Below are 20,667 nucleotides of genomic sequence, written 5' to 3'. Positions count from 1 at the left end.
GGACGTGAGGACATGCAATCCGAGGTTCAGGCGCTGATCGCGCGCAGCAACCGGCTCGGCGGCGACCCGACCACGACGAACTACGCCGGGGGCAACACCTCCGCCAAGGGCGCGGCCACCGACCCGGTCACCGGTGGCCCGGTCGACCTGCTCTGGGTGAAGGGCTCCGGCGGTGACCTCGGCACCCTCACCCCGTCCGGGTTGGCCGCTCTGCGGTTGGACCGGCTCCGCGCGCTCGTCGACGTCTACCCGGGCATCGAGCGGGAGGACGAGATGGTCGCCGCGTTCGACTACTGCCTGCACGGCCGGGGCGGAGCCGCGCCGTCCATCGACACCGCCATGCACGGGCTCGTCGACGCCGCGCACGTCGACCACCTGCACCCCGATGCCGGTATCGCGATCGCCGCCGCCGCCGACGGGCCGGAGCTGACCAAGGAGATCTTCGGCGACCGGGTCCTGTGGGTGCCCTGGCGGCGGCCCGGCTTCCAGCTCGGCCTGGACATCGCCGCGGTGGCTCGGGCCAACCCGCAGGCGATCGGCGTGATCCTCGGCGGTCACGGCATCACCGCCTGGGGTGCGACCAGTGACGAGTGCGAGCGCAACTCGCTGGAGATCATCCGGTCCGCGCAGGCTTACCTCGACGAGCGGGGTCACGCCGAGCCTCTCGGGTCGGTCATCGCCGGCTACGAGCCGCTGCCCACCGACGAACGCCGACGTCGAGCGGCGGCGCTGTTCCCGGTGCTGCGGGGCCTGACGTCCACCGACCGGCCGCAGGTCGGCCACTTCACCGACAGTGACGTGGTGCTCGACTTCGTGGCGCGGGAGAAGCACCCCGCCCTCGCCTCCCTCGGCACCTCCTGCCCGGACCACTTCCTGCGCACCAAGGTCCGCCCGATGGTGCTCGACCTGCCGCCCACCGCGCCGGTCGAGGAGGTGATCGCCCGCCTTCGGGAGCTGCACAGCGCCTACCGCGACGACTACCGCGCCTACTACGAGCGACACGCCGACGCGGACAGCCCGCCGATGCGGGGCGCCGATCCGGCCGTGGTCCTGGTGCCCGGTGTGGGGATGTTCAGCTTCGGCGCCAACAAGCAGACCGCCCGCGTCGCCGGCGAGTTCTACGTCAACGCGATCAACGTGATGCGTGGCGCGGAAGCCCTGTCGCGCTACGCGCCCATCGACGAGGCTGAGAAGTTCCGGATCGAGTACTGGGCCCTGGAGGAGGCGAAACTTCAGCGGATGCCGAAGCCGAAGGCCCTCGCCGCGCGGGTCGCGTTCGTCACCGGAGGTGGCTCCGGGATCGGCCGGGCGATCGCCCACCGACTCGCCGCCGAGGGCGCGTGTGTCGTGGTCGCCGACCGGGACGCACAGGCGGCCACCGCCGTCGCCGCAGAGATCGGCACCACCGACGTGGCAGTTGCCGTCGCGGCTGACGTCAGCGACGGTGGCGCCGTGGCCGCTGCCCTGCGCGAGGCGGTGCTGGCCTTCGGCGGGGTGGACCTGGTGGTGAACAACGCCGGGCTCTCGCTGTCCAAGTCCCTGCTGGAGACGACCGAGGCCGACTGGGACATCCAGCACGACGTGATGGCGAAGGGCTCGTTCCTCGTCTCCCGGGAGGCCGCACGCGTGCTGCTGGCGCAGGGGATGGGCGGCGACATCGTCTACATCTCCAGCAAGAACTCCCTCTTCGCCGGCCCGAACAACGTGGCCTACGGTGCGGCGAAGGCCGACCAGGCCCACCAGGTCCGGCTGCTCGCCGCCGAACTCGGCGGCCACGGCATCCGGGTCAACGGTGTCAACCCGGACGGGGTGGTCCGCGGCTCCGGGATCTTCGCCGGAGGATGGGGTGCGCAGCGGGCGGCCGTCTACGGCGTGCCGGAGGAGAAGCTGGGCGAGTTCTACGCCCAGCGCACCCTGCTCAAGCGCGAGGTGCTGCCCGAGCACGTCGCCAACGCGGTCTTCGTGCTCACCGGCGGCGAGCTGTCGCACACCACGGGCATGCACGTCCCGGTGGACGCCGGTGTCGCAGCGGCCTTCCTCCGCTGATGACCGCCGTGCGACTGGCCGCCGTGGACGTGGGCGCGTCCAGCGGTCGGGTCATGCTCGCGCGCGTCGGGCCGGGGAGGTTGGAGCTCGTGGAGGCGCACCGGTTCCGCAACGAACCGGTGCGGGTCGCGGGCACCCTGCACTGGGACATCCTGGCGCTCTACCGGGGTGTGCTGGAAGGGATCAGGGCTGCCGGCCCCGTCGCCGGCATCGGCATCGACACCTGGGCGGTCGACTACGGGCTGCTCGACGCCACCGGCGCTCTGCTCGGCAACCCGGTGCACTACCGCGACGAACGAACCGAGGGCGTCGGCGACCGGGTGACCCAGCAGCTCGGACCGGAGCGGCTCTATGCCACGACCGGGCTGCAACACCTGCCCTTCAACACCCTCTACCAGCTCGCCGCCGCCGCCGGCACACCCCAGCTGGAGGCCGCGCACACGCTGCTGCTGATCCCGGACCTCGTCGCGTACTGGCTCACCGGTGAGGTCGGCGCCGAAGTCACCAACGCCTCCACCACCCAGCTGTACGACCTGCGTCGCCGCGCCTGGGCGACCGATCTGATGACCGACGCCGGGATCCGCAGCGAGCTGTTCCCGCCGCTGCGCGAGCCGGGCACCCGGATCGGCCCGGTCCTGCCCGCGCTCGACCTACCCGGATCGCCCGACGTCATGGCGGTGGGATCGCACGACACGGCCTCCGCGGTGGTGGGTGTGCCTGCGGTCGATGGGCACTTCGCCTACATCTCCTGCGGCACCTGGTCCCTGGTCGGGGTCGAGCTGGACGCCCCGGTGCTCAGCGAGCCCAGCCGGCGGGCCAACTTCACCAACGAATCCGGCGTCGACGGCACGATCCGCTACCTGCGTAACGTGATGGGCCTCTGGCTGTTGCAGGAGTCGCTGCGCGCCTGGGGCACCACGGACCTGCCCGCCCTGCTCCGGCAGGCGGCAGAGGAGCCGGCCTTCCGCTCCGTCGTGGACCCGGACGACCCCACCTTCCTGTCGCCCGGCGACATGCCCGCACGCATCAACCGCGCCTGTTCGCGCATCGGGGAGCCCGTGCCGGACAGCCCGGCGGCCACGGTCCGATGCATCCTGGACAGCCTCGCGCTGGCGCACCGGCGCGCCGTCTGGCAGGCGCAACGGCTCTCGGGTCGGCACGTCGACGCCGTACACGTCGTCGGCGGTGGCGCCCGCAACGACCTGCTGTGCCAGCTCACCGCCGACGCCTGCGGCCTGCCGGTGCTCGCCGGGCCGGTCGAGGCCACCGCCCTGGGCAACGCGCTGGTGCAGGCCCGCGCCCTCGGCGTGATCGGCGGTGACCTGGCGGCGCTGCGGTCCGTGCTGCGCGAAACCCAACAGATCGTGCGGTACGAGCCACGCGGCGACACCGCGGCGTGGCGGGCGGCTGCCCGACGCCTCGGATGGGACGACTGACCCGGCGAACAGCCCTGGTACCGGCCGGCTGAGTCACCGCTCATTTCGGCGCCCGGTTTGTGGGCGGAGGACAGGGGTACCGATTTCGCAGTGCTTCGGACGGAACCCGGGCCGACACATCCGCTACCCCTTCGGTCCAGGAGGCAGCCAATGCGAGCAATGGTCTACCGCGGTCCCTACCGCCTGCGCGTGCAGGAGAAGGACCGCCCCGCCATCGAGCATCCCAACGACGCGATCATCAAGGTGACGCGTGCGGCGATCTGCGGTTCTGACCTGCACCTCTACCACGGAATGATGCCCGACACCCGGGTCGGGATGACCTTCGGTCACGAGTTCGTCGGCGTGGTCGACGAGGTCGGTCCGTCGGTGCGCAACGTCCAGCCGGGTGACCGGGTCATGGTTCCCTTCAACGTCTACTGCGGGTCGTGCTTCTTCTGCGCCCGAGGTCTGTTCAGCAACTGCCACAACGTCAACCCCAACGCCACCGCCGTCGGCGGCATCTACGGTTACTCGCACACCTGCGGCGGCTACGACGGCGGCCAGGCGGAGTACGTCCGGGTGCCGTTCGCCGACGTCGGCCCGAGTGTGATCCCCGAGTGGATGGACGACGACGACGCCGTCCTGCTCACCGACGCGCTCGCCACCGGCTACTTCGGGGCCCAGCTCGGCGACATCGTCGAGGGTGACGTGGTTATGGTCTTCGGTGCCGGACCCGTGGGCCTGTACGCCGCGAAGTCGGCCTGGCTGATGGGTGCCGGCCGGGTCATCGTCATCGATCACCTCGACTATCGGCTGGAGAAGGCGGCGTCGTTCGCCCACGCCGAGACCTACAACTTCGGCGAGTACGACGACATCGTCGTACACCTGAAGAAGATCACCGACCACCTGGGCGCCGACGTGGCCATCGACGCCGTCGGAGCCGAGGCGGACGGCAACCTCCTGCAGCACGTCACTGCCGCGACGCTGAAGCTGCAGGGTGGCTCCCCGGTCGCCCTCAACTGGGCGATCGACTCGGTCCGCAAGGGCGGCAACATCTCGGTGATGGGCGCGTACGGGCCGATGTTCAGCGCCGTGAAGTTCGGCGACGCGCTGAACAAGGGTCTGACTCTGCGGATGAACCAGTGCCCGGTGAAGCGTCAGTGGCCGCGCCTGTTCGAGCACATCCGCAACGGCCACCTCAAGCCCAGCGACATCGTGACCCACCGGATCCCGCTGGAACACATCGCCGAGGCGTACCACATCTTCTCCGCCAAGCTCGACGGCTGCATCAAGCCGCTGATCGTTCCGAACGCCGCCTGACCGGACCTGGAGACCGACCATGCCCTACACAGCCGACAAGCCGAAACTGGCCGAATCCAGCGACGAGCTGCGTGCGCGTATCCCCGGGTGGGGTGTCGACCTCGACCCGAAGGACCGGCCCTCGGTGCCGAAGGAGCGGTTCGACCCGACTCTCAACGGTGCGCACTGGGAGTTCCCCGAACGGCAGCCTGAGAAGTGGCCGAGGGAGAGGTCGATCGAACACAGGTTCCTCACCCCGGTCTTTGGCACCTCGTGCCCACCCAAGGGGCTCTCCGGGCTGATCCGCCGATACTCCTACCGCACCTACAGCGAGGGACGCGCCGCCCACTGGCTGCTCCTGCTCGCCGCCGACCGGGTGGACGTGGTCGAGAGCACCTTCGCTTCGTTCCTGAGCCGCCATCCCGACAACCCGGTCACCGAGACCGGCGTCCTGAGTGAATTCACCCACCACGGTCTCCCTTCACGGCTGCGCGGCAAGCGGGTCGACCGCGTACACCACCTGCTCGACCCGGTCCTCGTCGCCGCACCCTGGGTGCTGGCCGCAGGGGTCGGCTATCTGGCCCTCCGTCGAGTCGCCAGCCGCGGGCGAAACTAGGGCCCTCTCCGGGTGGAGCCGCGTCGAAGTCGGGTCGGCCGTCGACGAGCATGGTTCGGCGACGGTCGACCGGCTCCACCGCCCGGCGACCCGGGGTGCAGCGCCGCGTCGGCAGGCCCGACACCACCGACGCGATCCGTCCTACAGGTCCATGGCGTACACCCGGACCTGGCGGCCGGTGTCCGGCTGCACGGTCTCGCGCTCCAGCGACATGCCCAGCTTGACCATCACCCGGGCGGACGACTCGTTGCCGACGATGTGGATGCTGACCAGCCGCCGCAGGTCCAGCTCGGCCCGAGTGTGGGCGACAACGGCCTGGGCCGCCTCGGTGGCCAGGCCCCGGCCCCAGTACGCGCGGCCGAGCCGCCAGCCAATCTCGACGGCCGGCATGATCTCGGGTAGGAAGGTCGGCACCGCCAGTCCGGTGAAACCGGCCAGCTCGCCGGTCTCCCTGATCTCCACCGCATACAGGCCGAAGCCGTGCTCGTCCCAGTGCCGCTGATAGTTGGCCAGACGCTTTGCGGTCGTGGCACGGTCCAGCGTCCGGCCATCATGGATGTAACGCATCACCTCGGGCTGCGCGTTGACCGCGGCGAGCGCGTCCAGATCATCGCTTCGCCAGCGGCGCAGAAGCAGTCGCGGAGTCTCCAGGGACGTGGCACCAGCAGAACTCGTCGGGTCGGACACGTCCTCTTCGTAGCAGATCGGCACTCCCCCAACTTCCCGGGATCTGTAAACAACCCTTGATATTAAACTTCACGAACGTCAATATGTGGAGGTCGCGGGTCGCCGAAGCCTGGGGAGTGAGCCATGAGAAGCCGTCGGATTTTCGCAGTGGCAGCCGGGGCGGCGATGACCCTCACGGCCGCCGTCGCCTTCGTACCCAGCAGCATGGCGGCCGTGTCCTCGGCCACCGCCGTCCCGATGGTCGGCTGCACCGCCCCGGCCTGGGCCGAGGGCCCCACCTACCAGGCGGGCGCCCAGGTCACCTACGGCGGCCGGCTCTACCAGGCGCTGGTCACCCACACCGCGCACCCCGGCGCCGGCTGGAACCCCGCCGCGACCCCCTCGCTGTGGCGTGACCTGGGCGCGTGCTCGGGAAGCACCCCGCCGCCCACCACGCCACCACCGACGACCCCTCCCCCCACCACCCCACCGCCGACCACCCCTCCCCCCACCACGCCGCCGCCAACCGGGGGGACCTGTGCGGTGAAGTCGCGGCCCACCGGCAAGGTGTTGCAGGGCTACTGGGAGAACTGGGACGGCGCCTCCAACGGCGTACACCCCGGCCTCGGCTGGATCCCGATCACCGACAGCAGGCTCAACCAGCACGGCTACAACGTGATCAACGCGGCGTTCCCGGTGATCCGCTCAGACGGCACGGTCCTCTGGGAGAACGGCATGGACGCTGGCGTGAAGGTGGCCACCCCGGCCGAGATGTGCCAGGCCAAAGCGGCCGGCGCCACCATCCTGATGTCGATCGGCGGTGCCGCCGCGGGCATCGACCTGAGCTCCAGCGCGGTCGCCGACCGGTTCATCGCGACGATCGTGCCGATCCTGACCGCCTACCACTTCGACGGCATCGACATCGACATCGAGACCGGCCTGACCGGCAGCGGCAACATCAACACCCTGTCGACGTCGCAGGCCAACCTGATCCGGATCATCGACGGCGTGCTGGCACGGATGCCGTCGAACTTCGGCCTGACCATGGCACCGGAGACGGCCTACGTCACCGGCGGCAGCGTGGTCTACGGCTCGATCTGGGGCTCGTACCTGCCGATCATCAAGAAGTACGTGGACAACAGCCGGCTCTGGTGGCTGAACATGCAGTACTACAACGGCAGCATGTACGGCTGTGCCGGCGACTCGTACCCGGCGGGCACCGTGCAGGGCTTCACCGTGCAGACGCAGTGCCTCAACAACGGCCTCACCATCCAGGGCACCACCATCCGCGTCCCGTACGACAAGCAGGTCCCGGGCCTGCCCGCCCAGATCGGGGCCGGCGGCGGCCACATGTCGACGTCGTTGGTCACGCAGGCCTGGAACTCCGTGCCCGGCCTCAAGGGCCTGATGACCTGGTCGGCGAACTGGGACGGGTCGAAGGGGTGGACGTTCGGCGACAACGTGAAGCGCCTACAGGGCCGCTGACTGGTGATGGGACGATCGCTGGGAGCGATACCAGACGGGGCGGAATTCAACCCTCCCGATCGCTACACTCGCCGCAACGCCGGCACCGTCCGCAGACCCCAGCCTGCGCAATCCCCATCGAATGGAGACGCCTATGACCCGCGACAAGGCGGCACCCCCCGGCATCGACCCCAACATTCCCAGCGTGGCGCGGGTCTATGACTTCTTCCTGGGGGGCAAGGACAACTTCGAGGTCGACCGAAAGGTCGCCGAGCACGCCCTGCGGATCACACCGGACGGGCCGGCAGCCGGCCAGGCGAACCGGGCCTTTCTGCGTCGGGTGATCCGCTTCCTTGTCACCGAGGCGGGCATCGACCAGTTCCTCGACATTGGATCGGGGCTGCCCACCCAGGGCAACGTGCACGAGGTCGCCACCGAGCAGAACCCGAAGGCTCAGGTGGTGTATGTGGACAATGACCCGATCGTCCTGACACACGGACGGGCCCTGCTCGCCGCGGAGGGCACCGCGACGGTGATCCAGGCGGACATCCGGGAGCCGGACGCGATCCTCAACCACCCGGACGTACGTCGGTTCCTCGACTTCGACCGGCCGATCGGGTTGCTGCTCTTCGCGATCCTGCACCACCTCGGCGACGACGAGGACCCGCGAGCGGTGGCGGCCGCGTTGATCGACGCACTGCCCTCCGGCAGCTACGTGGCGATCTCGCACTTCCGCGACCCGGGCGAGCGAGACCCGGAGGGCTCCCGCAAGGCCCGCGAGGTCGAGCGGATCTTCAACGAGTCGCTGGGCACCGGCCGCTGGCGCACCGACGAGGAGATCCTCTCGTTCGCCGATGGGCTGACCGTGCTGGAGCCGGGGCTGGTGCCGCTGGCCGAGTGGCGCCCAGAGCCGGACGCACCGGCGGCGGTGCAGACCGACACCTATCACACCTTTGTCGGGCTCCTCGCCCGCAAACCGTAGGCTCCGTCGTCCGCTGAGGTCCGTCGGCGAGGGCGCGCCCCGCCGACGGACCCGGTTGGCGCACAGGCCGGCGTACGCGGCCAGGTACCGATGCGAGGCGGTCGGCGCAGTTGTCAGGTGCGGGTCTGCAGCCAGGCCCGGAGCCGGTCCAGCAGGTCCCGGTCGGGCGGCGGGGGCAGGGCTCGGAGCAGTTCGTCCTCACTCGCGGGACGGGCCGCCAGCGCCGCGTCTCGCAGCAGCGACCGGTCGACGGAGACGCCGCCGGTGACGCCGACGTCCACATCACCCCGGCGGAGCACGTACGCGTGGCTGTCCTCCCGCCGAACGTACGTGAGCCCGGCGCCCTCGGACGTGCAGGTGGCCTGGAAGCACAGGTCCTGTCCGGCGAAGGTGACGTGCAGCGCCACCCGCACGCTGGCGGCACCGCCGGTGTGGTCGGCGGGTGCGTAGCCCACGCCCGGAGGGATGCCGAGTGGTTGGGCCCGGTAACCCGGTAGGTCGACCACGAACAGGTCGGCTGGCCGTTCCTCGGTGGGCAGATCGACGGCGGTCGCCGGGCGTAGCGTGCGGGTGGCGCGGCGCAGCAGGTCGCGGTCGACGGCCAGCGAGCCGAGGACGACGACGCCCCGGTCGCCGCGGGTCACCTGGTATCCGTGCTCGACGACCCCGCGAAGATAGACCGCCCCACCCGGTTCGGTGGCGCAACTCTCCACCGTCGGGGCGGAGTCGAGGTACGGCTGGCCACACTCCCCCCGCGCGTCGCCGACGACAGGGCCTGCGATCACGTTGACGTGGCGCGCCGGCGGCACCGCGGCGAGATCGGCGGGCGCGAACTCCCCACCACCCAGTGCGCCGCCGTAGGCGGGATCGACCGGGCGGTATCCGGGAACCTCGACCACGTACGCGGTCCGGTGGTCCTGGGTCGCGTACCGCAGCCGCTCGGTGACCTCGTCCGGGCCGGAACGGGCGAGCGCGACCAGGCCAAGGCCCAGAAGGCCGACCAGCGCGAGCCCGGCGGCGAGCCGCGGTCGCCACCCGCGCAGCAGCAGCCCGGCGACGAGGACGTACGGCACGCCGCCCAAAAGCAGGGTGAGCGTCGCGTCGGAGCTGACGCTGAGCCCCACCTCGTCGGTCCAGCGCCAGGCGAGCCGGGCCAGGGCCAGCCCACCGACGAGCACCAGCAACGCCCAGAGGCCGGGACGGGTGCCGAGGACCGTGACGGACGCCGTGGACCGGGCGATCAGGCGCAGGAGCCCGACGCCGAGGACGACCACGACCAGCAGCCCGACCAGCACCGCGCCCCAGCCGACGAAGAGCAGCGGGGCCAGCGCGGGAATGGCAGTGGTCAGCAGCGCCGACCCGAGCATCCAGACCGCGCCGAGCTGCCCCAGGGCGCGCCGCCCGGGCGTCAACTGGCCGCCCCAGGCCCCCGTGACGTCCGGCTCCGCACCCATACAGGACGTTGTAGCAGCATGCCGCCAACGGTCGCGACGCGACGCGAACGCCGTCCTCTACATCGATCGCCTGCCCGGGGCCGCCCGTTGGCGCCACCGGGACGACCTGCGCACGAGATCGGCTCGGGCACGACGTGGGTCCTAACCCGGCCGCCGCTGAAGCTGTTGGAGCCCGATGACGCGAAGCAGGTCGAGCTTCTGCTCGTCCTCGGAGTCCGGCACCGCCGTCATCATCACTATCGTCTGGTCGCCGGGGCCGCCGGTGAACGTGTCGCAGTCCACGATGATGTCCCCCACCAGCTCCGTGTGCAGGGTTTTGCGGCTGGTGCGTAGTTCCCCGACCGTCCCGGCCTTCCAGCGTCGGGCGAAATCAGGGGAAGCCTTGAGCAGACGATCGATCAGCTGGGGGATGTCCGGATCGTCGGGGTAGCGGCCGGCCGCGGTACGCAGGTGACCGACGAGGTCTCGCGCGTACGCCTCGTCGTCCTCGGGGGTGTGCGTCACCGGGATGGAACCCGCGAAGTACATCCAGGTGACATTGCGCTCCAGCCGGGTCAGGCTGGACGGGTCACCGAACAGGGCCGCCCAGAGTGGATTCCACAGCACCAGTTCACCGATCGCGGTATGCACCGCCACAGCCACCGGGGCGTTGCGGAACCGGTCCACCATCCGCTGCGCGCTCGGAGTCACTTGTCTGGGCACGAATCCGGCCGGTGGTACGGCCGCGCCCGCGACCCGGAACAGGTGGTCGCGTTCCAGGTCGTTCAAGCGCAGCGCCCGGGCCAGCGAGGCCAGCAGCTGCGGCGAGGGGTGACGGGCCCGGCCCTGCTCAAGGCGGACGATGTAGTCCACGCTCACCCCGGCGAGCAGAGCCAACTCCTCACGACGCAGCCCGGGAGCGCGACGGCCCATGCCCGGGGGCAGGCCCACATCCGCCGGGCGTACCCGGTCCCGCCATGCTCGGAGGACCTGCGCGAACTCATCCACGTCATCCATGATGCCCGGCATTCGGCGCAGTGGGTGGTACTGCTGGTCCCACCGTCGAACAGGGCCTGCCGGTCGGTCCGGCGGCGGCGCACATTGGGTGGCATGACCACAACTTTGGTGACCGGAGCCAACAAGGGCCTCGGTCTGGAGACCACCCGCCGCCTGGTCGCCGCCGGCCACACCGTCTACGCCGGCATGCGTGACCTGGCCTCCGGCGATGCCGCCCGCGACCTCGGAGCCATCGCGGTTCAGCTCGACGTCACCGACCAGGACAGCGTCGACAAGGCGATCGGGTCGCTGCGAACCCTCGACGTATTGATCAACAACGCGGCCGTCGTGGGACCGTCGTGGGGCCTCGACGACCTGGACGTCGACGCGATGCGCGTGGCCTTTGAGACCAACGTCTACGGCGTCGTACGGGTCACACAGGCCGCCCTGCCCCTGTTGCGGCAGTCGTCCGCGCCGGTGATCGTCAACGTCGCCTCCGGACTCGGCTTCCCCCGCGCCCTGCTGGACCCGGAGGACGACTCCTTCAACGGATACATGATTCCGTACGCCAGCTCGAAGGCCGCGGTGCTCGCGCTCACCATTCAGTACGCCAAGAACCTGCCCGGAATGCGGATCAACGCCTCCGACCCCGGCTACACCGCCACCGACCTCAACAGTCATAAGGGGCACCAGACCGTCACCGAAGGCACCGACGCCACGGTCGCCCTGGCCCTGATCGGCACCGACGGTCCCACCGGTGAATACCACAACCGCCAGGGCCGGATCACCTACTGAACGAAAGGAATGAATGCAGTGACCGACAGCGATAGTCGTGACTGGTACCTGCGGTACATCGCGGCACTCAACGCCCATGAGCTCGACCGGATGGACGAGTTCATCGCCGACGAGGTCATGCTGAACGGCGAGCCGGGGACGAGGGACGATGTCCTCGCCGACATGCGGTCCATCGTCAACGCCGTTCCGGACATGCACTGGGAGGTTCAGGAACTGCTGTTCGACCGCGACCGCATCGCCGCGCGTGTGGTCAACACCGGCACCTCGGTGAAGGAGTGGCTCGGCGTCGCTCCGACCGGAAAGTCGTTCGAGATCGTCGAGTACGCGATCTACAAGGTCGACGACGGCCGATTCGTGCAGATGACCAACCTGCACGACTCAGCCGATGTGAGCCGGCAGTTGACTGCCTGACCGCAGGACGAGGTCGGGCGGCCGCAAGCCGTCCGACCATCTCCTGGAATGATCCCGTGAAGTTGGGGATGAGCGGGATGTTTGCTCGATCCGGGCGGGATGCGAGGCTGAACACGTGGCTTCCCGATCGACGTACAGGGAGACAACCCCGGCGGCGCCAGTCCCTGAGCCGGCGCGACGCCCGCCGCCGGTGACGCCCGGATGAGCTTGGTGTCGGCGTTCGTACCGATCTGGATCCTTACCGCGGTCGGCTACGCGGCCTGTCGTTGGGGCCTGCTGGGCGAGGCGGCGGCGGCGGTGCTCGGCCGATTCGTGTTCCAACTCGCGATGCCGTCCGCCCTGTTCCTGGCCCTGTCCCAGATGCCGCTCTCCGGGTTCGCCGGCCGCCCCCTGCTCGCCTTTGGGGTGAGCACGGCCGCGGTCGTCGGGTTCGGCTGGGTCGGCGCGAGCTGGCTGTTCGGTCGCAAGCCCGGCGAACGGCCGATCTGGGGCATGGCCGCCGGGTACGTAAACTCGGCGAACCTCGGCATCCCGATCGCAACGCAGGTTCTCGGCAGTGTGTCGTTCCTGGCGGAGGTGGTGCTGCTGCAACTTCTGGTGGTGACGCCCGTGATCCTGATCGCCTTGGACCGGCACAGCGACCCGGCCGGGCGGGTACGGGTCCGCCGTATCGCCTCCCTGCCGGTACGCAACCCCGTGATCCTGGCGTCGCTGCTCGGTGTCGCGTGCTCGGCTACCGGCCTGCATCTGCCGTCGACGGCCAGCGCGTCGCTCACCCTGCTGTCGGGCGCCGCGGTGCCGACCGCCCTGGTCGCGCTCGGCGCGTCGCTGCACCGCACGGCGCCGTCGCGGGCCGAGCCGGCCAAGCCGGGCGAGCTGGCCATGATCACCGCGCTGAAGCTCGTCGCACAGCCGGTCATCGCGTACGCGGCCGGGCTGGCCTTGCACCTGTCCGCGCCGCAGTTGCTCGCCGTGGTGGTGTGCGCGGGCCTGCCGACAGCGCAGAACACGTTCATCTACAGCCAGGAGTACGGCGTCGGCGAGACGGTGACCAACCGGGCGGTGGTGGTGACCACGACGCTGTCGCTGGCCACCCTGGCCGCAGCGGCCACGCTGCTCGGGTAGGCCCGGCGGTGTCGTCAGTCGAGGCCCGCTGTCAGCGGCAGATCAGTGCGTCGGATCAGGTCGGGACTCAGGACGTCGAGGATCGCCAGTCAAGGGTCATCGCCATGATGCGGTCCGTTACAGCGCGCGGGTCCACCAGCTGGTGCAGATGCCTGCCTGGAACGTGGTCGACGGCCCAGCCGCGCTGCCTCGCATCGGTGGCGACCGGCTCGTACGGTGGACCGAACAGCAGGTAGCCGCACGGCCGGTCGTCCCAGCCGGCCGGGGTGGGCACGAGTTCCTCGTAGTAGCTCAGCGGCAGCCGGGGCTGTTCGGCCGACACAGCTCTGCGCGTCTGCGCGTCCGCGAACATCGGCGCGACGTCGGACTCGTCCCACCACGCCGTCCATTGCGGAAGCCGACCGTCGGTCACCTTCGGGCCTAGAAACTCCAACAGCTCAGGTGGCGCGACAGGCGTCGGTCCGGCGGGTGACGGCAGCGCCGCATCGACGAACAAACAGCCGACGATCCGTCGGGAGCTTGCTTCCACGATCACCGGCACGAAGAGGCCAGCGTTGCTGTGCGCCACGATGACGACGGGTTGGTCCGGCGGTAGCCGGTCGATCGCGGCTCTGACCTTTTCGGCGACGGAGCGCCAGAACGGCGGACGCGCATCCGCGACGCCCAGGAGTGACGGCACGATGGCCACCGCGCCCGAGTCTTCGAGTGTCTGCGCTGTCGACGCCCAGGTGAGGGGCCCGACCGATGGACTGTGCACGAGAACGTAGGCGGCGTTCATGACCACACCCTTCACGATTCGGCCCGCGGGCTGCCACCCCACTCGTCACGCTGAAGGCGAACAACGGACTATGCCGTCAGGGCGGTCAGCTTCATGACCCACGGGATCCACTCTTCGGCACGTCCGGCCGCACCAGCGGCAGGCGGCAACCGTCGGTGACGCGCGGTTGGCGGCAGAAGAGAGAGCGCAGCACCGATCCGAAGCACGGTGACCTTGACCGATCGAGGGCGGGGCGGTAGCCGGGCTGGCTGCCGTCGTCACTCGCCCTGCTACCGACTGCCCGGCGTACGGGACGGGTCGTGGCCCAGTCCATAGCCGGCATTAATCTCCACCGCGCTCACTCCTAGCGCGTCGAGACCTCGGTTGAGCTCGCGGTACGCCCTGAACTCCGCCGTCACGTACTGCTCGCCCTCGCCCTCGACCGCGGTCGAGGGAGCCCAGCCGCTGCGGCCCAGCGCTGTCATCGCTGTCTGCATCGCCACCCATGGGCGGTGTCCGGTGACGCCGACCAGCGCATACACCCGGGTGAACGACACCGGCGGACCGACCTCGACAGGTCCGGGGCCGTCACAGGTCCGCCTGCCGACCCGTTGGGCGAGTGTTGTGGCCACCTCAACGGCACGGTCCGCATCGCTGGCGGACACGTCGACCACAAGCGCCACGCGTACCGTTGCTTGTTCTCGTATCAATGCCTGCAGTTCGGTGGGGAGCTCCTCAGCCTCGGCCTCGGTCACAACGCCGCCATCGGTATTCGCTTCGGTGTCCTCCGGCGGGGCGGTATCGATGTCACCGGCGGCGTCGACGTCGAGCCAGTATCCGGTGTTGCGGAAATGAGAGGCCGCCTCGCGCCAGGCGAGATGGGCCGGTTCGGTGGCGCCGCCGGACACCGGCGGGGGCAGCTCATTGCCGGACAGGAACCCCCGTACGAAGTACCGGGTCTGCTCGGAGCAGTCGCCAATTTCCCCCTTTGACACCCGGGTACGGATGCCGCGCTCTGCGCAATAGGCGAACATGCGTCCGGCGAACGTGTGCGGATTGCCGTCGAGGAGGTAGTGCCGTCCGCATCGCTCGGTGTCGAACCACAAATTGGGGTCGACGTCGGGCGGCAACGGCGGACGAGCAGGCAATGACATTCGACGATAGTAGGACGCACGTGTGCTAGAACGGCCGACAGCCCGGACGGGACCTAGCGGTAAGCCTGCTCACAGCGGCGGCACGGCCTGGTCTCCCGGGCAGCCGCACGACCCCCCTCCAATGGCGCCGGCATCCTGGCAAAGATCGGTACTCAGGCTTCGACCTACAGAACCGCATCAGCATGAGTCCACTGCGCAACTCGAACCGGCAGCGAAGGTCGCGCCGACACCCTCATCGGCAGAACCGAATGTGGTATCTGGCGCGGCTTCGACCACGGGCCGTGACGCACGGGAGGCCACGGCCGGCGCGGCGAAGAACAGCTCGCTCCTAACGAAGACGCAAGTTGCCCAGTCAGTTGGTCGTCGGCCAGCGCTGCCATGCCTTTTCGGGATGTCGGTAGCCATCGGTCAGAGGCATGATCAGGCGGTTGGTGCGTGCGCGAGCGGCGGGCTCGTCGGGACAGACCGCCGGGTGGATTGCCTGCTAGCCTTCGCCGCCATGTGGACCGAGGAGATCGTGACCGGCCGACCGGCATGGCGGCACATCCCGTCGGGGGTCGTGTTTCGGGAGGTTCCTGGCGGCACGTTCCGGATGGGCCTGTCCGAGGCAGAGCTCGACGCGGTACGCGCTATCGAGCGCAGCGGTGGCGTCGAGGACACGATCGAGCCGTTCCTCGCCAGTGCCAGGAACGCACAACCGGTACGCGAGGTGCGGGTCGAGCCGTTCCTGCTCGCACGGCACCCACTGACCGTGGCGCAGGTCCAGCACTGGCTGCCCGAGTACGAAGACGACTACGCCGAGGCGGACACCGGCACCGCCCGGCTCGAAGGCGACCTGGAGGACCTGCTCAGGCTGTTGCCTTTCCAGCTGCCCAGCGAGGCGCAGTGGGAATACGCGGCGCGGGCCGGCACCACCACGCTCACCTTCCGCGGTGACGGGAAACCCGACGAGGACCAACTCCTCGACGACTTCGGCGACGAAGCGCGGACGGCCGCTGGCGAGAACGCGTTCGGGCTGGCGGCGCTGGGCTCGGCGAACGAGCTCTGCGCCGACGTGTGGGCTCCCGGGTTCGACGGCGCGCCGTCAGACGCGCTGCCACGGACCGGTGACGGGCCCCGGACCGTACGCGGTGGAGCCGCCGACCTCTACCCGTGGCAGGGCTGTGACGAGTGGCTGCTGCTGCTCTCCGCCACCCGGTACGAACACGCCAACTTCACGGCGGTACGCCCAGCCGCACCACTGCCACCCCAGTGATGGTGGTCTGAGCGGAGGGCCGACGACGGGCGGCAAGCCAGGGACGGGCCTGGGCGTCGGATCGGTGCGCCTGATGCTCTTGAGCCCGGCCGCGGACCTACCGCAGCAACTAGTGATCTCGGTCCCGGCCGAGGAAGCATGACAGCAGTTGCCTGAACTCGTGCGGGTGCTCGATCGCCGGCACGTGCCCGCATCGGCCGAACACGTGCAGGCGGGCATCGGCCAGGTGTTCGAGCAGGGGCTGGGCTGCCGTCTCAAGTGGGGTGACCTGGTCCTCGGCGCCGTGTACGAGCAGCACGGGTGCGCGCACCGCTGCCAGCGTTTGCGCCGAGAGGGTGAGCTCGTCTACCCATCGTGCCCTGGGTGGAGGGAACAACGACGCGAATGCGGCCGCCCCCGCTCGCATCGCAGCTGCACGGGCATCGACGGCCGAATCGGTCACGAGTGCTTGGTCGAGGACGAGGCGACTCAGCATGTCTCGTGCCCCGAGCGGGCCGGCGGGGGCGGCCCAGATCGCGTCGAGCTCGGCGGACAGCGGCGCCCCGGGGGCGCCCATCGTCGAGACCGCCACGACACGGGTGACCTGCTGGGGGCGCGCGGCCGCCAACGCCAGCGCCACGGCGCCGCCCATGGAGTGGCCCACCACCGAGTAGTGCTCGAACCCGAGAGCATCCATCAGGCCCGCGGCCTGCTCCGTCCACAGCCGGAGCCCACCTCTGGAGCCCGCCGGGACAGGCGTGCGGCCGAAGCCCGCCTGGTCAGGAGCCACCAGGTGCCAGGACGTGCCCAGCGCCTGGGCCGTCGTTGCCCAGGCGCCGGACCCGGTCGTGCCGGGTCCGGAGCCGTGCAGCATCAGCACCGCGGGCCCGGTGCCGCTCTCCAGGACGTGGACGGGTGAGCCGTCGACTGTGACGGTCCGAAGTGCCGTCACCGGGGCAGGGCGGGTGCGCTCATGCCGATGCGGGGCTGACGGACTTCGAGAAGACCTCCATCATCGCCCTGCCGAATTGCGGCATGTCGGGCCATCCCCGGCAGGAGACGAGGTTGCCGTCCACGACGTCGGGAGCGTCGATGACCGTCGCGCCCGCGTTTTCCATGTCACCGGTGATCGGGGGGAAGCACGCCGTCTTTCGACCCTTCAGCAGCCCGTACACCGCTGGCACCTGCGCGCCGTGGCACACCAGCGCGATGGGGAGGTTGCGCGCGAAGAAGTGCTCGGTGATGCGCCTGACGTCGGCGTCGACCCGGATCCACTCGGGGGCACGTCCCCCGGGGATGATCAGGGCGTCATAGCGCTCGACGTCGACCTCGGCCCAGGGCACGTCGACCGGCAGCTTCCGGCCGTTCTTCTCCACGTAGGCGTCGGAGTTGGGGTCGAACTCGTGGATGACCAGTTGCACGTCACGCATCGTCCGTGACGAGACGTCAACGTCCCAGCCGCCCTCCTGCACGCGATAGTAGGGGTACATGGTGTCGAGCTCCTCGGCGGCGTCGCCGGTCAGGAGCAGCGCTCTGGGCACCTGCTTCTCCTCGCATCTGGGGGCGGGTGAGGTGGATCCAATCCGATCCGATCAGGATTGGGTTAGCATTCCTCGGCCCAGCGTGCCCGTCAAGCCTCTACCGCCACTCCTTCCGCGCCCTCGACCTCGTCGAACAATCGTCGGAAACGCTCGCCGGACCGCAGGATGTGCCGACGCATCGCGTAGGCGGCGGCGTCCGGGTCACGCGCGGCGATCGCGGCCACAATGTCCTCATGCTCGGCCATGGCCAGGTGAGTGACCTGAGTGTCGTGGTGAAGCCGGAAGAGGTGCACGTGGCTGTGCAGGCGAGCGAGCGCTTCACGGATGACCTGGTTCTCCGCGCTCAGGGCGACGAGATCGTGAAAAGCGGCGTCGCGTAGCCCGAAGGCGCCATAGGCCATCGGCTCGTTGCCTCCCTCCAGCTCCGCCATCTCCTCCAGCATTCGTCGCAGGCCGGCCACCTGCTCCGAGGACGCGCGTTCCGCGGACCTGCGCGCCGCCGCCGGTTCGAGGAGCAGCCGGACCTCGAGCATGTCCTCGAATCGGTGACGGGTGATCTGGGGAGGAATGCGGTAGCCGGCATGAGGAACACGTACGACCAGGCCCTCGGCCTCCATGCGGTTCAGAGCGTCTCGGATCGGCGTCTGCGAGACTCCCAGCTCTCGCGCGAGGACGTCGATCGTGACGCGGGAGCCAGGCTCGATCCGTAGCGACATCAGCTGTCCGAGCAGCGTGTCGTACACCTCGTCGGCGAGCCGGCCACCAGATCTTCCCGGCGGCATTCCGCCCGTCACGGCCCTACGGCCCCGCGCGGTCATCGCTTCGTCGTCCATCGTGGCGTTAGGTCCTTCCTTGCGTCTTCGGGAAGCTGTTGACATCGATCGCAGCGCTGCGGGATGCTGACGCCCCCATTCGGATCGTATAGGAAAGGTGTCGGATGCCCGCCATCCCGCACCCACGGCGGGGCCGCCAGCCATCGCTCTACTTCGATCACCTGAAGCTCCCCCTAGGCATGTTCGACGTCCTGCTCGGTTCGTCACCGGGCCGCAGATGGGCCGAAGGACTGTTCGACAGCATGACGACGACCCAGTACATCGCGGCGCACTCGTGACGCCGGTCCGCGGGTCGGCCCCCGCGGCAGCCCGGCAACACGCCTGCACAACCCAGCAACTGCTCGGCGAAGCACATAGCGAGGTTCTAGAAGTCCCCACCCAGAAAGCAGGCATAAAAATGCGCTATCCGAAGCGAATAGGAAGAATGTCCGCTCCCGGTCGAAAGGTACGGCTGGCGACGGCAGCCATGCTGCTGGTGGCCACGACCGTGACGGCTTGCGGCGATGACAAGGACGACGGCGGGAAGACGAGCGCCCCCAAGGCGCCGGCGACCATACCGGAGCTCACCAAGGACCCGCTGAACCTCAGCTTCATCTGGTTCGACTGGCCGCCCGCCAAGGCACTAGAAGCCTTCGCGAACGCGGAGTACAAGAAAGAGCGGCCGAACGCGACCATCAAGGTCAACACCGTGCCGAACGCCAACTGGCACGACGCGATGTTCACCCAGTTCGCCGCGCGCAAGACCGACTTCGACATCGCGATCCTGGACTCGCAACACATCGGCGAGGCCGTGACGAACGGCAACATCCTCGACCTCACCGACTTCGTCAAGAACAACATCGACGTCACGGCCTACAACCCGTACCTCCTGGCGGCGTACGGCCAGTTCCCCCAGGCGGAGACCGGCAAGCGCGACGAGAACGCCAGCCTCTACGGACTGCCGCTGCTCGGCGACACCTGGACGATGATCTACCGCAAGGACCTGATCGGCGACAAGCCACCGCAGACCTGGGACCAGATGATCGCAGCCGCCGCGAAGTGCCAGGCGGACAACCCTGGCGTCAGCGGGCTGGCTTTCCACCAGGCCAACGGCTCCGACGCCGCGGCCGTCACCTACAACACGGTCAACGGCGTCTACGGAGGCAACCTCTGGGACCCCAAGAACCGCAAGATCGAGGGCGTCCTCAACGACGCTGCGGGCCAGGAGGCGATGGACGTCCTGGTCAACAAGATGAAGCCGCTGACCGCCAAGGGCTCCGGCAACTGGTTCATCGACGAGGTGAACGCGGCGGTCGCTCAGGGCAAGGCCTGCATCGCGTTCAACTGGATCGCCGCGAGCGGCGGCCTGCTCGATCCGAAGCAGTCGACGCTCGGCACCACGCGGGAGCAGATTCTCGACAAGCTGGGGTTTGCCACCCTGCCGAGCCAGAAGACGAACCTGGTGCCGCTCGGCGGTATGGGGATGCACGTGTCGGCCTACTCCTCCGCGGCAAACCAGGCGGAGGCCCTGAACTTCATGAAGTGGTTCGAGCGGGCTGACATCCAGAAGAAGTGGGCCGCGGCGGGTGGCGTGCCATCGCGTACGGACGCCCTGGAGTCGCCCGAGTTCCTCAATGCCGGGCCGTTCAACCAGGTGTACACCGACTCGGTTCCGCGGATGCGGGACATGTGGAACGTGCCCGAGTACGCGCGCCTCGTCGACATTGAGAACACCAACGTGAACGCGGCTCTCAACGGCGCGAAGAAGCCGAAGGATGCGCTCGACGACATCGCCAAGGAGCAGCAGAGCGTGCTCGACTCGAGCAGCCGCAAGGGCGGCGGCGGACTGTGAGTGACGCCGTCCCTCTGAAGACCGATCACCCCGGGCAGGTGGCGTCCGCGACGCCACCTGCACCGGGTC

20 protein-coding genes are annotated in these 20,667 nt (G+C 69.4%); 12 read left to right on the top strand and 8 right to left on the bottom strand.

Translation table 11 applies throughout. The features are described from left to right. Positions 1–12 precede the first annotated feature (12 nt). From GA0070619_RS09085 to GA0070619_RS09070, 4 genes are all read left to right on the top strand, one after another. Positions 13–2,046, top strand: coding sequence for a bifunctional aldolase/short-chain dehydrogenase (locus GA0070619_RS09085; RefSeq protein ID WP_088947652.1), 2,034 nt, complete (start codon positions 13–15; stop codon positions 2,044–2,046). Then, a complete protein-coding gene (locus tag GA0070619_RS09080; RefSeq protein WP_088947651.1) occupies positions 2,046–3,482 on the top strand; it encodes a rhamnulokinase in 1,437 nt (478 codons plus the stop codon). Before GA0070619_RS09085 ends, GA0070619_RS09080 begins: the two co-directional genes overlap by 1 nt. Positions 3,483–3,632: 150 nt before the next feature. Continuing rightward, positions 3,633–4,781, top strand: coding sequence for a zinc-dependent alcohol dehydrogenase (locus GA0070619_RS09075; RefSeq protein WP_088947650.1), 1,149 nt, complete (start codon positions 3,633–3,635; stop codon positions 4,779–4,781). A 19-nt stretch (positions 4,782–4,800) separates the two neighbouring features. Further along, a complete protein-coding gene (locus GA0070619_RS09070; RefSeq protein ID WP_088947649.1) occupies positions 4,801–5,376 on the top strand; it encodes a hypothetical protein in 576 nt (191 codons plus the stop codon). Between the two features lie 141 nt (positions 5,377–5,517). On the opposite strand, the gene GA0070619_RS09065 is transcribed toward GA0070619_RS09070, so the two are convergent. Further along, entirely contained in the window at positions 5,518–6,063 is a 546-nt protein-coding gene (locus tag GA0070619_RS09065) for a GNAT family N-acetyltransferase (RefSeq protein ID WP_231927345.1), read from the bottom strand. Between the two features lie 123 nt (positions 6,064–6,186). Between GA0070619_RS09065 and GA0070619_RS09060 the strand changes: the two genes are divergently transcribed. Both GA0070619_RS09060 and GA0070619_RS09055 read left to right on the top strand, forming a co-directional pair. Beyond that, positions 6,187–7,527: a carbohydrate-binding protein gene (locus GA0070619_RS09060; protein WP_088947648.1), complete on the top strand. Its 1,341-nt coding sequence runs from the start codon at positions 6,187–6,189 to the stop codon at positions 7,525–7,527. Positions 7,528–7,660: 133 nt separating this feature from the next. Further along, complete coding sequence (locus GA0070619_RS09055) at positions 7,661–8,488, top strand: SAM-dependent methyltransferase (protein WP_088947647.1); 828 nt, start codon at positions 7,661–7,663, stop codon at positions 8,486–8,488. A gap of 113 nt (positions 8,489–8,601) precedes the next feature. Here GA0070619_RS09055 and GA0070619_RS09050 read toward each other — a convergent pair whose 3' ends face one another. Then, entirely contained in the window at positions 8,602–9,942 is a 1,341-nt protein-coding gene (locus tag GA0070619_RS09050; RefSeq protein ID WP_088947646.1) for a hypothetical protein, read from the bottom strand. A 141-nt stretch (positions 9,943–10,083) separates the two neighbouring features. After that, positions 10,084–10,929 carry a helix-turn-helix transcriptional regulator gene (locus tag GA0070619_RS09045; RefSeq protein ID WP_197699622.1) on the bottom strand — a complete coding sequence of 282 codons (846 nt, stop codon included), beginning with the start codon at positions 10,927–10,929 and terminating at the stop codon, positions 10,084–10,086. 102 nt (positions 10,930–11,031) lie between these two features. On the opposite strand from GA0070619_RS09045, the gene GA0070619_RS09040 reads away from it, so the two are divergent. From GA0070619_RS09040 to GA0070619_RS09030, 3 genes are all read left to right on the top strand, one after another. Further along, positions 11,032–11,712 (top strand): SDR family NAD(P)-dependent oxidoreductase, encoded by a 681-nt coding sequence (locus GA0070619_RS09040; RefSeq protein WP_088947645.1) that lies wholly within the window; start codon positions 11,032–11,034, stop codon positions 11,710–11,712. Between the two features lie 18 nt (positions 11,713–11,730). Beyond that, complete coding sequence (locus GA0070619_RS09035; RefSeq protein WP_088947644.1) at positions 11,731–12,123, top strand: ester cyclase; 393 nt, start codon at positions 11,731–11,733, stop codon at positions 12,121–12,123. Between the two features lie 201 nt (positions 12,124–12,324). Then, entirely contained in the window at positions 12,325–13,248 is a 924-nt protein-coding gene (locus GA0070619_RS09030; RefSeq protein WP_088947643.1) for an AEC family transporter, read from the top strand. A 67-nt stretch (positions 13,249–13,315) separates the two neighbouring features. Here the strand turns inward: GA0070619_RS09030 and GA0070619_RS09025 are convergent, their stop codons facing one another. Together GA0070619_RS09025 and GA0070619_RS09020 are read right to left on the bottom strand one after the other, a co-directional pair. Next, the gene (locus GA0070619_RS09025) at positions 13,316–14,026 is read right to left on the bottom strand and encodes an alpha/beta hydrolase (RefSeq protein ID WP_088951654.1); all 711 of its coding nucleotides are present in this window, start codon (positions 14,024–14,026) and stop codon (positions 13,316–13,318) included. Between the two features lie 269 nt (positions 14,027–14,295). Beyond that, positions 14,296–15,159: a hypothetical protein gene (locus tag GA0070619_RS09020; protein WP_088947642.1), complete on the bottom strand. Its 864-nt coding sequence runs from the start codon at positions 15,157–15,159 to the stop codon at positions 14,296–14,298. Positions 15,160–15,658: 499 nt separating this feature from the next. Between GA0070619_RS09020 and GA0070619_RS09015 the strand changes: the two genes are divergently transcribed. Further along, positions 15,659–16,414, top strand: a complete 756-nt coding sequence (locus GA0070619_RS09015; RefSeq protein ID WP_088947641.1) for a formylglycine-generating enzyme family protein — start codon at positions 15,659–15,661, stop codon at positions 16,412–16,414. A gap of 109 nt (positions 16,415–16,523) precedes the next feature. Here the strand turns inward: GA0070619_RS09015 and GA0070619_RS09010 are convergent, their stop codons facing one another. From GA0070619_RS09010 to GA0070619_RS09000, 3 genes are all read right to left on the bottom strand, one after another. Then, on the bottom strand, positions 16,524–17,267 hold the full coding sequence (locus GA0070619_RS09010; RefSeq protein WP_231927457.1) for an alpha/beta fold hydrolase: 744 nt from the start codon (positions 17,265–17,267) through the stop codon (positions 16,524–16,526). A gap of 97 nt (positions 17,268–17,364) precedes the next feature. Further along, on the bottom strand, positions 17,365–17,934 hold the full coding sequence (locus GA0070619_RS09005) for a DJ-1/PfpI family protein (RefSeq protein ID WP_088947639.1): 570 nt from the start codon (positions 17,932–17,934) through the stop codon (positions 17,365–17,367). A gap of 89 nt (positions 17,935–18,023) precedes the next feature. Then, positions 18,024–18,767 carry a GntR family transcriptional regulator gene (locus GA0070619_RS09000; RefSeq protein ID WP_088947638.1) on the bottom strand — a complete coding sequence of 248 codons (744 nt, stop codon included), beginning with the start codon at positions 18,765–18,767 and terminating at the stop codon, positions 18,024–18,026. A 104-nt stretch (positions 18,768–18,871) separates the two neighbouring features. Here GA0070619_RS09000 and GA0070619_RS32225 point away from each other — a divergent pair, with 104 nt between their 5' ends. Continuing rightward, positions 18,872–19,045, top strand: a complete 174-nt coding sequence (locus GA0070619_RS32225) for a hypothetical protein (RefSeq protein WP_157743958.1) — start codon at positions 18,872–18,874, stop codon at positions 19,043–19,045. A 188-nt stretch (positions 19,046–19,233) separates the two neighbouring features. Further along, positions 19,234–20,598, top strand: coding sequence for an extracellular solute-binding protein (locus tag GA0070619_RS08995; protein WP_231927344.1), 1,365 nt, complete (start codon positions 19,234–19,236; stop codon positions 20,596–20,598). Positions 20,599–20,667 lie beyond the last annotated feature (69 nt).

It is taken from the genome of Micromonospora zamorensis, assembly GCF_900090275.1.
Classification (GTDB): domain Bacteria; phylum Actinomycetota; class Actinomycetes; order Mycobacteriales; family Micromonosporaceae; genus Micromonospora; species Micromonospora zamorensis.
Note: the sequence above shows the minus strand (reverse complement) of the source record. Positions and strands in the feature narration are given on the sequence as shown.